Here is a 12,685-nt window from a genome sequence, read left to right as displayed (position 1 = left end):
CGGCCGGTGATGGCCTGTGAACACGCTTGATGAGATCGAACGGGCGGTAAAGGACACGGCCCACTACGTTAGCGGGAACCTGGCGAACTACGCCAACAGAGCCGCTGGCGAGAACCCGAGTGGGGAGCAACAGGTCGGTGGCGACGTGTGGGCCGATGACCTGTTTTTCGACGCACTCGCGTACATCGACGGCATCGGCGCGTACGCGAGCGAGGAACGTAGCGACGTGGTCGATTGCGGTGAAGGCTACAGTATCGCTATCGACCCGCTCGATGGCTCCTCGAACCTCGCCTCGAACAACTCCGTGGGGACGATAATCGGGGTCTACGACGCTGAACTGCCCGCGGCGGGCCGGGAAATGGTCGCATCGCTGATGGTGCTGTACGGCCCATACACGACGCTGACAATCGCCCGGTCCGACCGCGATGTCGTTCAGGAGCACCTCCTCCGGGACGGGCACAGCGAGCGCTGGGGCCAGTTCGAACTGCCAGCAGAGGCGACTGTTGTCGGGTTAGCGGGCAAGACTGGCGAACGAAGCGACGCGTTCAACGACATCGCCCAGTCCTTCGAGCGGGACCTGAAGCTCCGCTACGGCGGCGCGACCGTCGCCGACCTGGCGCAGGTGCTCGAATACGGCGGGCTGTTCGGGTATCCGGTGACGTCGGGGTACCCAAACGGTAAGCTTCGGGTCCACTTCGAATCAGCGCCGCTCGCGTACCTCGTCGAGGCTGCCGGTGGGGCCTCTAGCGACGGCTCGCAGTCGTTGCTCGACGTTGAACCGGACGGTATCCACGACCGGACGCCGACGTTCCTCGGGAACACAGAACTGGTCGACGAACTCGAAGCGGCGCTCTCGGAAACATAGGCGGGTACAAAACGCTGGCTCAGACCTGTCGGTAGGCCCCTAACCGCGTGCCATCAAGCAGGAACGCCTCGGTATCCGCCATGCCCTCGGGCAGGAACGGGGCGAGGAACTCCTGGCCGTCGACGTTGACCCACGTCCCGCCGGAGCGGTCGTTAAACGCCGGAAAGACGACGATGTCCGGCGCGTTCTCGACTGGTTGGTCGAACTGTTCGGCAAAGGGCTCAGTCACCAGCGAGCCGCGGAGCCAGGCCCGCTCCTTCTGGGCCCCACCGACGCTGTCTTCGAGTCGGACGACGGGATGTTCGTGGCCGACACAGACGACGTCGGCTTCGAGCACGTCCGGCGCGGGCCAGGTGTGGCCGTGGGCGAACCCGACAGCGCCGATGCGGGTGCCGTGTCCCGGCGTCACTTCGACGTCGGCGTCGAGGTCAGACAAGACTGGCTCCAGACCGCCGTCGTGATTCCCTTTCACCAGTGTCACGGGCACGTCAAGGGCGTCGAACAGCGTTTCGAGCTCCGCTCGCTCGTCTGCGAACGGGTCGCCGATGGCGTGGCCCAGGTCGCCGATGACGACCAGCCGGTCGGCCCGGGCGCGTCTCAGGCATGTCAGCAACCGCTCCCGGCGGGCCTCGGCGGCCGACTGGAGTTCGACCCCCTCGTATCTGAGCCCTGCTTCGATGCCGGCGTGATAATCGGCCACCGCCAGCAGTCGCTCCCCGTCAGTATCGACGGTGGCCGCCGGGACGTCGGGAAGCGGTTCGACACGCATCTGCGCTCGGTTGGGTCGCAGGGGAGAAAAGGACCGCGGCTCGCCCCGTCAGATGGGTGTGAGCTTGCCGTCCTCGGGCTCGTAGCAGCGTCCGCCCATCAACGCGTCTTGGATGGCGTCCTCGACGGCATCGGCGTCCGCGCCGTGGCGGCTCACGACCGTCGAGCGGAGTTCCTCGCGGTCGGCCCCACTGCCGTCGTCGAGGTCATCCATGACCGCCATGACGGCGTCTTCGAGGTCCACGTCCTCGGTAGGCGCGTCCTCGCTCGCCGACTCGTCTGGTGTGGTCTCGTCGGCTGCGGCGTCGGTCGCTGTTTCGGGCGTCTCGGCGGGTGCGTCGCTTGTGGCCGCGTCAGCGGTCGGCTCGGGGGACTCATCGCCGGCCGGTGCACCGGGCGAACCGGGTGCAGGCTCGGCGTCGGCGGCGTCTGCGGGCGCGCCCTCCTGAGCCGCGTCGGCCAGTTCTTCGTGGTCCGGCGTCTCGATGTCGGCCTCGCCGGGCTCATCCACTTCCGTCCCGCTCTGGAAGTCAGTGCCGTACTCCTGTTCGATTTCCTCGCGTTCGTCCTCGTCCAGTTCGAACTCGGTGTCGAAGTCGCCGAGGTCACCGCCGTTGTCGGGTTCGGACGACGACTCCGGTTCGTCCTGTCCCATCGCGTCGGCGTCGGTCACCGGCTCACTCGACACCGGTGGTTCGTCCACGGGCTCGCTCTGTTCAGGCGTCGAGGACACGTCCTCACCCACGGACTCACCCGGCGTGGTTTCGTCGGCTGCGGCGTCGGTCGCTGTCTCGGGCGTCTCGACGGGTGCGTCACTCGTGGCCGCGCCGGCGTCTGGCTCTGTCGACTCGTCGCCGACCGGTGCGCCGGGCGAACCGGGCGCGGGCTCGGCGTCGGCAGCGTCTGCGGGCGCACCTTTCTCGGCCGCGTCGGCCACCTCCTCGTCTGTCGTCGGCTCAGTAGCGCCGGACTCGGTTGCCGTCGCGTCTCCCTCTGCGTCCTCAGTCGCCGTCTCCGGGGTGGAAACGTCAGTATCGAGGTCGAGAGAGGCAAGGAGCGGAATCGGGTCGTCGGTCCCGTCGTCCGGTGACAACGACAGCCCTTCCGCCTCGTCCGTGTCGCCGGCGACGACACGAGCGGCGTCGAGCGCCGTCGTCCGGAGCGCGTCGAGGTAGTCGCCGGTCGTGCCGTAATGATCCAGCGCGAGCGTGATGCCGGCCGCGGCACTCTCGTCGATGCCTTGGTCCAGCAGCGCGAGGCGGAGTTCGTCGCCGGCTAAACCGGCCTGTTTCGCGCTGGCCATCTGTCCGATGCGCGAGACGGTCTGCTCGGCGGCCTGGACGACCCAGCGGTCCCGCGTGTCCGCGTCGACCTCGCTGATACTCTCGGGTCGCACCGAGGTGAACACCCGGTCGCTGTCGTCGGGCTGGAAGGTGCGGGCCTTGCCCGTGACGGCGACGAACATCGGCGGGTCGGCCCCTTCCAGAAACGCCAGTTCGTCGGGCTGGTACTGGCCGGCGTAGATGACGAACGGGCCGGTCGGGTCCACGACCCGGGCGCGCAACACGTCGTCGTTGACCTGTTCGAGTTCGGTGAGGACGCCGACGAGGAACAGGCGGTTGACCCGCGCGCCGGTCGGCGTGACGACGTAGTTCGGCGCGCGCTCCTCGTCGGACTCCGAATACGAGAAGTCGGCGTCGTCGAACTCCGCGGCGAACAGCCGATGGGCGACCTCCCGGCGGCCGGGGCCGCTGTCGCCGGATTCGCTCATGTGTCCGCCTCCTGTAGGAGGGCCTGCGCACGCGTCGCCGGGTCGTCGTCGGCCTCGGTAAAGGTCGAGGCGGTGAGGTTCGCGCCGTACTCGTCGACCGACAGCGAGCCGCGGACGACGTACTCGCGGCCGACGATGCGGTCGCTGATGCGCTCGGCGACGACCTCTTTGTCCATCGCGTCGCGGGCGTGTTCGCGGGCGTCGTCGAGGTCGCCACCGTACACCCGGGCGGTCAGTTCGTCGTCGAGCACCGCGGTGACGGTGTCGGTGCCGTCGTCGAGGATGGCCTTCGTCCGCAGGTCGTCCTCGCCCTCGACCGCGCCGTGGGAACGACACTGGCCGTTCTGGATGACGCGGCCGCACTCCGGACAGCGCTCGATGAGGCCGGAGCCGTCCCGCACTTCAATGACGTTGCCGGCCAGTTCCACGTCGAACAGCCCGCCGCTCTCGACGGCTTCGCGGATGGACATCCTGGGTGCCGACTCGGCCACCTCGACCGCACGGTCAAGCGCGGTCACCGTCGAGAACTCGGAGACATTCACCGATGGCGCGCCGCGGAACTCGCGGACGAACGTCTCTTCGAGGCGCACGGACGCCCCCTCCTCGATTTCGTCGTGAGGCTCCCAGTCGGTGAACGGGAGCCGGCCGCTCTCGTCGCCGAGGACGCCGCTGAGAATCGTCGTCTCGCCGTCGCGGCCGTCGATGACCTTCTGTTCGCATTCGAGCACCTGTACCTCGACAGTGATGCCGCGGTCACCCGGTGCGAGGTCCTGCAGCGTGGCGCGGCCGCCGACATCGTAGTCGATGTCGAGCGTCTCGTCGACGACCTCGGGGTCGGTGCTGTCGCCCAGATTGAGCTCTGGCTGGCCGTCCCACTCGCGGACGCCGGCGTTACCGAGCCGGACGGTCTGTCCGGGCTGGAGGTCGCCCGAGAAGCCGTCCCAGGCCGTGTAGGATATCTTCCCCGTCTCGTCGGCGAGTTGGCCCTCGCGGATGACGTGCTGTTCCCCGTTGTACTGGATAGAGCGACGACCCGACGTGAGCACCACGGCGGTGACCGTCACGTTCGAGTCGTCGGTCGACACCTCGCTGATGGCCTTGCTCGACGGCGTGCCGTCGCCGCCCGAGCCGCCGTCGCCGTACTTCCGTCTGAGGCTCTGCTTGGCCTCGTCCATCGGGACGGAGTAGTTCACGAGGTTTTCCAGGTCGCGTGTGACCTCCTCTTTGTCAACACCGAGGTCGGAGGCGAGCTCCTCGGCATGGTCTTCGAGAGACATCGACTGACGGTTCGACGGGAGCACTCAAAAGCGTTTTCGGCCGGCCGTGCAAGTCACGACCGTTCACACCTGTTCAAAATCGCCCACAATTCTTATTTGTGATACTGTAATCTCTCAGGATATGGGCGTTGACTGTGTTGGGACGTTTCAAATGGCTAAAAAGTACGTTATCGGAGATATTCGACTAGTCGGGATTCGTGATATCAGATCAAATAATAACGGCAGTCGCCCGGGGGCCTGACTGTGGGCAGTATGTTCGGGTCGAAGCCGTCGGAGGCGCACGTCATCTGGCGGAGTGGCCGGAACAACGACGGCAAGAAGAAGTTCGATTTCGAGTATCTGGAGCTGTGGGCCGCCCACTTCGGCGTCGACTTCGAGCAGTGGACCCGCGTCGATCACGACCGCGGTGACGAACCCCGCGAGCAGTTCGCTTGCGTGTTCCGCTGGGCGAAAAGCGGCGGGCAGGAGCTGTCCGTCGGCGACGAGGAGTGGACGATGGGGTCCCAGCGCAAACCCCGCACGTTCCTCGAAATCGACGAGGAAGGGATGGTCAGGCTACGGGGCTGGAGCACGGAGACGACGCTCGACGTCGAAGAACTCGTACTGAAAAAGACGGTGCTGAAGCTGAAAACCGGCGACGGCACCGTGAAGAAACTCGACGTCCGGAAGCTGTCGAAGCGCCCCGAAACAACGTCCTCCTGACTGTAACCCAAAAGCCGTTTGACGTGTCGCCGGCACGAACGAGTATGCACGTCGTCGTCAACGCCGCCATGAGTGTCGATGGGAAACTCTCCTCCCGCCGCCGCGAACAGATCGCTATCTCCGGCCCGGACGACTTCGACCGCGTCGACCAGCTTCGAGCCGACAGTGATGCTGTGATGGTCGGCGTCGGTACGATTCTCGCTGACGACCCCTCACTGACCGTCGACGACGCCGACCGCCGCGCCGCCCGGGCCGACCGCGGCAAGCCGGAAAATCCCGCACGCGTCGTCGCCGACTCCCGCATCCGAACGCCGCCGGACGCCACAGTGCTGGACGGTCGCGCCCAGACCTACCTCCTCGTCAGCGAAGCCGCCCCGCCGGACTTCATCGAGGAGATGGAAGACGCCGGCGCGTACGTCATCGCCGCCGGGCAGGACCGGGTCGACCTGACGACGACGCTTGCGAAACTGGAGGGCGACGGTATCGACCAGCTCATGGTCGAAGGTGGCGGCGAACTCATCTTCGGCCTGCTAGAAGAGGCGCTGGTCGACGAGCTGTTCGTCTACATCGGGCCGAAGGTCATCGGCGGCCGGGACGCGCCGACGCTGGCCGACGGCGACGGCTTCATCGAGGACTTCCCGGAGCCGGAGCTGGCCGACGTCGAACGGGTCGACGACGGCGTGGTGCTACACTGGCAGTTCTAAGAACTGGCCGACAGAATTAGTGGTCGTGGCCGGTCAGCTCGGCGAAGGACTGGCCGAAGCGCTCTTCGAACAGTTCGCTGGTTTCCTCTTCGAGCGCGACGATCTGCTCGTCCGGCTCGCCCTGCGCGTGGTGGACAGCGCTGTGAATCCGCTGGGTCATGCCGAACATCGCGATGTCGCCGACGACCTGCGGGTCCGTCTCCTCGGGCGACTCTCGGAGGATGTCTACGAGTTCGCTTGGGACGGTGAGTTCGTCGGTCTCTTCGCCGTCGTCGATAGTCAGCGTGACAGTATCGGTTGCCATGCCGCTCACTCCGGGGGCTATCCTAAAGGGTCTGTGGATGTGGGGACGAACGAAGAAACAACTGCGCTAGTCGTCGGCTTCTGCCGCGGCCTCGGACTCCGCCTCGGCGGCGGCCTCGGCCTGTGATTCGAGGTACTCGTCGGCGTCGATGGCGGCCTTACAGCCCATCCCGGCGGCGGTGACGGCCTGCTGGTAGTGGTAGTCGACCACGTCGCCGGCACCGAAGATCCCGTCGACGTCGGTGGCGGTCTGGTCGCCGCCGGTGCCGCCGTGGGTCTGGATGTACCCGGTATCGTCCAGCTCGACGCCGGTGTCTTCGAGGTAGTCGGTGTTAGGCGTGTGACCGATGGCAATAAAGACGGCACCAACGTCGAAGTCGAAGGTTTCGGTCCCGTCGGCGTCGAGCTTCTCGCTGGGATGGCCCGCGTCGTTCTGTGCGAGGGTGACGTGGTCGACCCCGTTCTCGGGTGAGCCGTGCATCTCCAGCAACTCGGTGTTTCGCATGATCTCGATTTCGCCCTCGTCGACCTTCTGCTGGACGCGGTCGATCCAGTAGTCCTCGGCGCGGAACTCCTCGCGGCGGTGTGCGATGTAGACGGTGTCGGCGAACTTCGTGAGGAAGTGGGCCTCCTCCATGGCCGCGTCGCCGCCGCCGACAACGAGCATGTCCTCGCCGCGGAAGAACGCGCCGTCACAGGTTGCACACGTCGAGACGCCGTAGCCCATCAGCTCGTCCTCGCCGGGGACGCCCAGCGTCCGGGCGCTGGCTCCGGAGGCGGCGATGAAGGCGTCGCAGGTGTACACGTCGCCGTTCGACAGTTCCACGCGGAACGGCCGTTCGCTGTCGTCGATGTCGGCGACGATGCCGTGTTTCAGCTCGGTCCCGAACCGCTCGGCCTGCTCTTTCATGTTGTTGATGAGGTCCGGACCGGAGAGCCCCTCGGGGAAGCCGGGGAAGTTCTCGACTTCGCTGGTCAGCGTGAGCTGCCCGCCCGGTTCGTCGCCTTCCAGAACGAGTGGGTCGTTGTTACTTCTGGCGGCGTAGATGGCCGCTGTCAGTCCCGCTGCGCCGGTGCCAGCGACGATGAGTCGTCGGTGTTCGACCGATTCTGTCATTAGCCAAGCTAGACTACCGGGCCGTATTTAGCTTGTGTTGTCGTGCGCCGAACTCGCACTGGGACGACACGCTTAGGCCACTGCCACCGTTCGCTGAGGGTATGGCCGCAGATCTCGAAGAGAAGACCGACCGCTACGAGGGACTGCTCGCCGAGGCGCTCGACGCGGCATCAGTCGCGCCACCTGAAGGGACGCCGATGCACGACGCCGCACTGGAGTGTGAAGAGATGGCGGCGGCGTATCTGGCGGACGGTCGCCACTTCAGGGACGACGACGACCCGGTCAACGCGCTGGCATCGTTCTCGTACGGGCATGCGTGGCTGGACGCGGGCGCACGTATCGGACTCTTCGACGTTCCGACCGAGGGTCACCTATTCACTGTCTGAAACTATGGTCTAATTTGGGTCCCAGTTCGGAAACCGGTTAACTGTCAACAGTCCTCCGAATCGTCCGGGTTTCCATGAAACAGACCAGGCGCAGTGTGTTACGGAGTATCGGTGCCGGAACAGCAGTCGCAGTCGGTGGCGTCGGTGCCGCGAGTGCCGCGCCGCCGAGAGACGGCGATACGATCGTTGACGTGGCCATGGCGGCCGACGGCTTCGACGTGCTGGTGGCCGCAGTGCAGGAAGCCGGCCTCGTCGACACGCTCAGCGGGAACCGTCAGCTGACGGTGTTTGCGCCGACCGACGATGCGTTTAACGCCGCGGGAATCACTGTCGACAACGTCGGCGATGTCGACGACGAGTTCCTCGTGGACGTCCTCACGTACCACGTCGCACCGGGCGAGCGAGACGCAAGCTCCGTCGTCGACTCGGAGAAAATCCCGACGCTGAACGGGGCGAAGATCGACGTAGACGGGACTGACCTCAACGGCGACCAGGCCGATATCGTCGACACGAACATCGAGGCCTCCAACGGCTTCATCCACGCCATCGACGGCGTGTTGCAGCCGTAACCCGGCGCACGACTATCTCGAGCCCGTGCGTGACAGCCGGCCAGAATTGCCACCCCGCGACGACCGCTTCGGGTTCTTGATGCCCACCGCTGACAATTAGCTTCCGCCGTTACGCTCGTAGGCAGCTATCGCACAATCGGCCAGTGGATATACGTACGCCCGGAGAGTTGGGTCTGCTGATGGAGGGTGTCCTCTGGTACGTTCTCTCCGGGACCCGTGGGGGGCCAAACAGAGCCCGTATCCTCAAGGCCCTCAAGCGACGGCCCCGGAACGCTAACCAACTGGCGGAGGACCTCGACCTCGATTACAAGACCGTCCGGCACCACCTTGACGTGCTGTTGGACAACGGCGTCGTCGACAACACCGGCGGCGACTACGGCTCCGTCTACACGCTGACGGACAGGACCGAACAGTACTGGGACACCATCGAGGAAATCATCGCGGAGATCGAGTGACAATGGCTGAAATCGGGAAAGGAGTCTTACCACGAGCCGGCATAGGAGGGCACAGATGGCAGTCTGGATGACCGCGGCGAGTGTCGCGTCCGCGCTCAACGTCGTGGTCCTGCTCGTGCTACTGTCAGTCTGGGTCCGGAACTACCTGGCAGTGGGTTCGAAACACGCGCTCGGACTGACGGTCTTCGGGGTACTGTTGCTCGCCGAGAACTGCCTGTCCGTCTACTACTACGTCCTTGACCCGGAGGTCGCCGTGCTGTTGCGAAGCGCCGCCCCTGTCGCCGGTCGCGCGATGACATTCGTTGCGATACTGGAGCTCGGAGGGCTGCTGTTTCTGGCGTGGATCTCGCTCGATTGAGCGGTTGCCGCGACATCCCTCAAACGGGGGCTGTCGTCGTGTGGATGTATGTATCTGGTATGCAACTGCAACCAAATTATGTCAGTTGGTAACATCGCTTTTTATATCTCATCACTCCCCCACGATGTGCGGAACCACACGGTGACTCCCGCTGACCCGATAATTCCGGGACCCACTTGCCGCTCCCGACCGATCAGGAGCGGTCGTATCGAGGTGAGGACTGGTCGTTCGACGGAGCACAGATGGAGTCGCACGGCGGTGCAGCCCCCCATTTATGCGTTGTGCACGGACGGCGGCGATAACCACCAAGATTATATAGCCGTACGGCGGGCCATGTCATACCCTATCACTCCGCTATCCGGCGGTTCCTGCGGAAATCCGGGGAAAGATTTATATACTTTACGGACTAACTATAGGGTAAGACAGTTTCCCCAAATAGTCTTAAAATTTCTGCACCCGGCAGAACAGAACTCCCAATCATGAGTGAATCACCAACGCGGACGAGCACACGAGAACGAGACGAGCAAATATCCGAACCGACGGAGCAGGAGGCTGTAGAGGCCTGTCCCGAATGTAGTGGCAACGTCGTTACGGACTCCGAACACGGCGAAACAGTCTGTGAGGACTGTGGACTGGTCGTCGAAGAGGACGAGATCGACCACGGGCCGGAGTGGCGGGCGTTCAACTCCGCAGAGAAGGACCGCAAGTCCCGCGTCGGTGCGCCGACGACGAACATGATGCACGACAAGGGGCTCTCGACCAACATCGGCTGGCAGAACAAGGACGCCTACGGGCGTTCCCTCTCCAGCGAGCAGCGCCAGAAAATGCAGCGGCTCCGGACCTGGAACGAGCGGTTCCGTACCCGTGACTCCAAGGAGCGCAATCTCAAGCAGGCGCTGGGCGAAATCGACCGGATGGCCTCGGCGCTGGGACTCCCCCAGAACGTCCGCGAGACATCCAGCGTCATCTACCGGCGCGCGCTCGGTGACGACCTCCTTCCGGGCCGCTCCATTGAGGGCGTCGCCACGTCCGCGCTGTACGCGGCCGCTCGCATGGCCGGAAACCCCCGGTCGCTGGACGAGATGGCCCGCGTCTCCCGCGTCGAAAAGATGGAACTCACACGGACCTACCGGTACATCGTCCGGGAACTCAGCCTCGAAGTCCAGCCGGCGGACCCGGAACACTACCTCCCGCGGTTCATCTCCGACCTCGGACTCAGCGAGGAGACCCAGCGACAGGCACGGGACCTCATCGAAGGTGCTCGCCAGTCGGGGATGCTCTCCGGCAAATCGCCGGTCGGCATCGCCGCAGCGGCCGTCTACGCCGCCGCGTTGCTGACCAACGAGAAGGTCACACAGAGTCAGGTCAGCGACGTCGCCGACATCTCCGAAGTGACTATTCGAAACCGGTACAAGGAACTCCTCGAAGCCGAGGACCTTCCGGCCTGACGCCCGGGTGAAGGCAGACTAATGGGGAGACGCCAAGGCTTTTTATCGTTGGATATGTGTGTGAGTAACATACATGGAGGAAGCGTACGTTCGATTGCTCTGTCCTGAGTGTAAGAAAGACTGGGAGTCGACGCCAACGGACTTGCCGCGACACGACACGACGTTCCACTGCCCGAACTGTCACGCGAGCCATCGGCTCGCCGTTTTTACCCGCACGGAAAACGACTTGCAGACGCTGAAAGGTCTGCAGTAGCTACTCGCTCGTCGCCGAGCGGGCGCCACACGCCTCACAGCGGAGCAACAGCGCGCCCTGTTCCCGTTCCAGTTGCGTGTCCGGCAGGCCACACTCCGAGCAGAGCACGAACTCGTCGACGTACTCGTCGATGGACGCCTCGATACGGTCGGCATCGAACTCGCCGGTCAGGCGCGCTCGACCGCTCTCGTCGATGTGGCCGCTCGTCCCGAGGTCGTTCTGGAGGAACTTCATCACATGGTCGTCCTCGCGTCCGAGCCGGGAACACGTCGACTGGAAGTTCTCGTAGACGGTGACGTTCCCTTCCTGTCGGACGTCTGGATCGGGGACCTCGAACCGCTCGCTTGTGCCGTCAATCTCGGGCGTCTCCTCCATCGCCCGGTCGAGCATGTCGTCGTATTCCATACTCCTACGTCACAGAGCGGTCAACAAAAACTTTTCATACGGACTGTTTGAGCGATTTCCCGGTCTGTGTCGACCCCGAGGTCGGCACTATCCGGAACTATCTACAAGAATCCGTCACAGCCGGTGGTGGCCCGCTATCGCCAGGCTGTAAGTGTGCAGGTCTCGTCCGCTACCATCGAAATCCAGATGTCATCGTGGGCAATATCGGCGATGACGAACCGCTGCTGGCCGTCGACATCGTCGACAGCACACATCACATCAGACGCAGTGCCCGACCGACGGGTGGGACGTTCAACCTCGTAAGACACAATTGTTTATCTAGGATGTGCGGTAATGAATGTGTCGTACTCGTTTCGTCTTTTGATACTCTGAAATCCGGTCGCTGACGCAACAAAACGGCTCGTGTCTCGCTATTGCCGTTGTGAGTATCAAGGTCGATCCAACAATTGTCGATGCCCACGACCGAAGACAGCTGTTCTGAACTGCCGCGAGAAGTGCGGCTCTGTCAGGGTGCGAGCCGGTTCTTGCGTCCCTTCATCTCCCGCTCGTAGTAGTCGAAGGTCTTGGGACACCAGTCGGCTGCCAGGTCGAGCATCTCCTCGGTCATCTCCCGGATCTCCCACTGTGCGTCCGCCGCGGCTCGCATGTCCGCGACGTGCATCAGCATCCGGGCGTTCATCGACATCACGATGTTCACCTTTGTTCCGATTGGCAGCACGAACCGAGCGTCTTCCGGTGGCATTCCCAGCTCAAGCAGTTCCTGGTACGATTCGACCGCCTGTTCGATGGTGTCTTTGAATATTTCCGTGCGCTCCTCGAACTCCTCGTCGGAGACGCTCGCTTTCTGCTGGTTCCGGCCGATCCAGTCCGGGTCCGTCGCGGACGGCGGCGTCACGACCAGTTCGCCTTCCCGGACGGCTTCGGGGTCCACGTCGTCGAAGGAGACGTACCGCATCGACTGCACGTCGAAGGAGACGTGGCGGTGGCGGGTGATCTGGGCCATACAGGAGCGGGAGACCCCCTCCACGGCGAAGGTCGCCTGCGCGTGCTCGAACGGACCGAAGTGGCCGTGGTCGAGCAGGTGGCCGATGAGCGTCTCCTTCTTGTCGTCAAGGGTGTCTCCGTCGACCTCAGCCATCGTCGCTTCGAACGACTGGCTGCCGACGGAGGTGTCGCTGTAGTCGTTACGTGCTGCCTTGCAGATGAGGTCCTCGGGGTCGTCTGTGGCTTCGAGCAGCTTTACGTCCATATCGGGTGGGTGAACCGGAGCGGCAAAATACTTCCTTCCCGGACCGACACGGGGT

General features: G+C 64.2%; 17 protein-coding genes. 9 read left to right on the top strand and 8 right to left on the bottom strand.

Annotated elements, in window-relative coordinates; translation table 11 throughout:
• Positions 1 to 16 precede the first annotated feature (16 nt).
• Positions 17 to 865: a class 1 fructose-bisphosphatase gene (locus tag ACNO8S_RS08225; RefSeq protein WP_004960905.1), complete on the top strand. Its 849-nt coding sequence runs from the start codon at positions 17 to 19 to the stop codon at positions 863 to 865.
• A 19-nt stretch (positions 866 to 884) separates the two neighbouring features.
• On the opposite strand, the gene ACNO8S_RS08220 is transcribed toward ACNO8S_RS08225, so the two are convergent.
• Genes ACNO8S_RS08220 through ACNO8S_RS08210 form a run of 3 tightly spaced genes read right to left on the bottom strand, consistent with a single transcriptional unit; the run spans position 885 to position 4,681 of the window.
• Positions 885 to 1,634, bottom strand: a complete 750-nt coding sequence (locus tag ACNO8S_RS08220; RefSeq protein WP_007190136.1) for a metallophosphoesterase — start codon at positions 1,632 to 1,634, stop codon at positions 885 to 887.
• 48 nt (positions 1,635 to 1,682) lie between these two features.
• Positions 1,683 to 3,404 (bottom strand): hypothetical protein, encoded by a 1,722-nt coding sequence (locus ACNO8S_RS08215; protein ID WP_420181776.1) that lies wholly within the window; start codon positions 3,402 to 3,404, stop codon positions 1,683 to 1,685.
• Positions 3,401 to 4,681: a Single-stranded DNA binding protein gene (locus tag ACNO8S_RS08210; protein WP_420181775.1), complete on the bottom strand. Its 1,281-nt coding sequence runs from the start codon at positions 4,679 to 4,681 to the stop codon at positions 3,401 to 3,403. Before ACNO8S_RS08210 ends, ACNO8S_RS08215 begins: the two co-directional genes overlap by 4 nt.
• A 243-nt stretch (positions 4,682 to 4,924) precedes the next feature.
• On the opposite strand from ACNO8S_RS08210, the gene ACNO8S_RS08205 reads away from it, so the two are divergent.
• Entirely contained in the window at positions 4,925 to 5,383 is a 459-nt protein-coding gene (locus ACNO8S_RS08205; RefSeq protein WP_023843295.1) for a hypothetical protein, read from the top strand.
• Between the two features lie 44 nt (positions 5,384 to 5,427).
• Positions 5,428 to 6,087 (top strand): 2,5-diamino-6-(ribosylamino)-4(3H)-pyrimidinone 5'-phosphate reductase, encoded by a 660-nt coding sequence (locus ACNO8S_RS08200; RefSeq protein WP_420181774.1) that lies wholly within the window; start codon positions 5,428 to 5,430, stop codon positions 6,085 to 6,087.
• 16 nt (positions 6,088 to 6,103) lie between these two features.
• Here the strand turns inward: ACNO8S_RS08200 and ACNO8S_RS08195 are convergent, their stop codons facing one another.
• The gene (locus tag ACNO8S_RS08195; protein ID WP_014040541.1) at positions 6,104 to 6,391 is read right to left on the bottom strand and encodes a DUF7545 family protein; all 288 of its coding nucleotides are present in this window, start codon (positions 6,389 to 6,391) and stop codon (positions 6,104 to 6,106) included.
• Positions 6,392 to 6,457: 66 nt separating this feature from the next.
• Entirely contained in the window at positions 6,458 to 7,507 is a 1,050-nt protein-coding gene (locus ACNO8S_RS08190; protein ID WP_014040540.1) for an NAD(P)/FAD-dependent oxidoreductase, read from the bottom strand.
• 101 nt (positions 7,508 to 7,608) lie between these two features.
• Between ACNO8S_RS08190 and ACNO8S_RS08185 the strand changes: the two genes are divergently transcribed.
• The 6 genes from ACNO8S_RS08185 (at position 7,609) to ACNO8S_RS08160 (ending at position 10,976) form a co-directional block, all read left to right on the top strand.
• Complete coding sequence (locus ACNO8S_RS08185) at positions 7,609 to 7,893, top strand: DUF357 domain-containing protein (protein WP_014040539.1); 285 nt, start codon at positions 7,609 to 7,611, stop codon at positions 7,891 to 7,893.
• A 74-nt stretch (positions 7,894 to 7,967) separates the two neighbouring features.
• Positions 7,968 to 8,462 (top strand): fasciclin domain-containing protein, encoded by a 495-nt coding sequence (locus tag ACNO8S_RS08180; protein ID WP_064288182.1) that lies wholly within the window; start codon positions 7,968 to 7,970, stop codon positions 8,460 to 8,462.
• Between the two features lie 179 nt (positions 8,463 to 8,641).
• Entirely contained in the window at positions 8,642 to 8,917 is a 276-nt protein-coding gene (locus ACNO8S_RS08175; RefSeq protein ID WP_014040537.1) for an ArsR/SmtB family transcription factor, read from the top strand.
• A 55-nt stretch (positions 8,918 to 8,972) separates the two neighbouring features.
• Complete coding sequence (locus tag ACNO8S_RS08170; protein WP_023843293.1) at positions 8,973 to 9,275, top strand: hypothetical protein; 303 nt, start codon at positions 8,973 to 8,975, stop codon at positions 9,273 to 9,275.
• Between the two features lie 479 nt (positions 9,276 to 9,754).
• Positions 9,755 to 10,723: a transcription initiation factor IIB gene (locus tag ACNO8S_RS08165; protein ID WP_014040535.1), complete on the top strand. Its 969-nt coding sequence runs from the start codon at positions 9,755 to 9,757 to the stop codon at positions 10,721 to 10,723.
• A 73-nt stretch (positions 10,724 to 10,796) separates the two neighbouring features.
• Positions 10,797 to 10,976: a hypothetical protein gene (locus ACNO8S_RS08160; protein ID WP_004515550.1), complete on the top strand. Its 180-nt coding sequence runs from the start codon at positions 10,797 to 10,799 to the stop codon at positions 10,974 to 10,976.
• On the opposite strand, the gene ACNO8S_RS08155 is transcribed toward ACNO8S_RS08160, so the two are convergent.
• From ACNO8S_RS08155 to thyX, 3 genes are all read right to left on the bottom strand, one after another.
• Positions 10,977 to 11,381: a translation initiation factor IF-2 subunit beta gene (locus ACNO8S_RS08155; RefSeq protein ID WP_014040534.1), complete on the bottom strand. Its 405-nt coding sequence runs from the start codon at positions 11,379 to 11,381 to the stop codon at positions 10,977 to 10,979.
• A 134-nt stretch (positions 11,382 to 11,515) separates the two neighbouring features.
• Positions 11,516 to 11,689, bottom strand: a complete 174-nt coding sequence (locus ACNO8S_RS08150; protein WP_155120743.1) for a DUF7556 family protein — start codon at positions 11,687 to 11,689, stop codon at positions 11,516 to 11,518.
• A 197-nt stretch (positions 11,690 to 11,886) separates the two neighbouring features.
• Positions 11,887 to 12,630 carry an FAD-dependent thymidylate synthase gene (gene thyX, locus ACNO8S_RS08145; RefSeq protein WP_014040533.1) on the bottom strand — a complete coding sequence of 248 codons (744 nt, stop codon included), beginning with the start codon at positions 12,628 to 12,630 and terminating at the stop codon, positions 11,887 to 11,889.
• Positions 12,631 to 12,685: the final 55 nt, after the last annotated feature.

Origin of the sequence: Haloarcula sp. KBTZ06, from assembly GCF_048595605.1 — an archaeon.
GTDB classification, from domain to species: Archaea; Halobacteriota; Halobacteria; order Halobacteriales; family Haloarculaceae; genus Haloarcula; species Haloarcula hispanica.
This window is presented reverse-complemented; position numbering and strand designations above follow the sequence as displayed.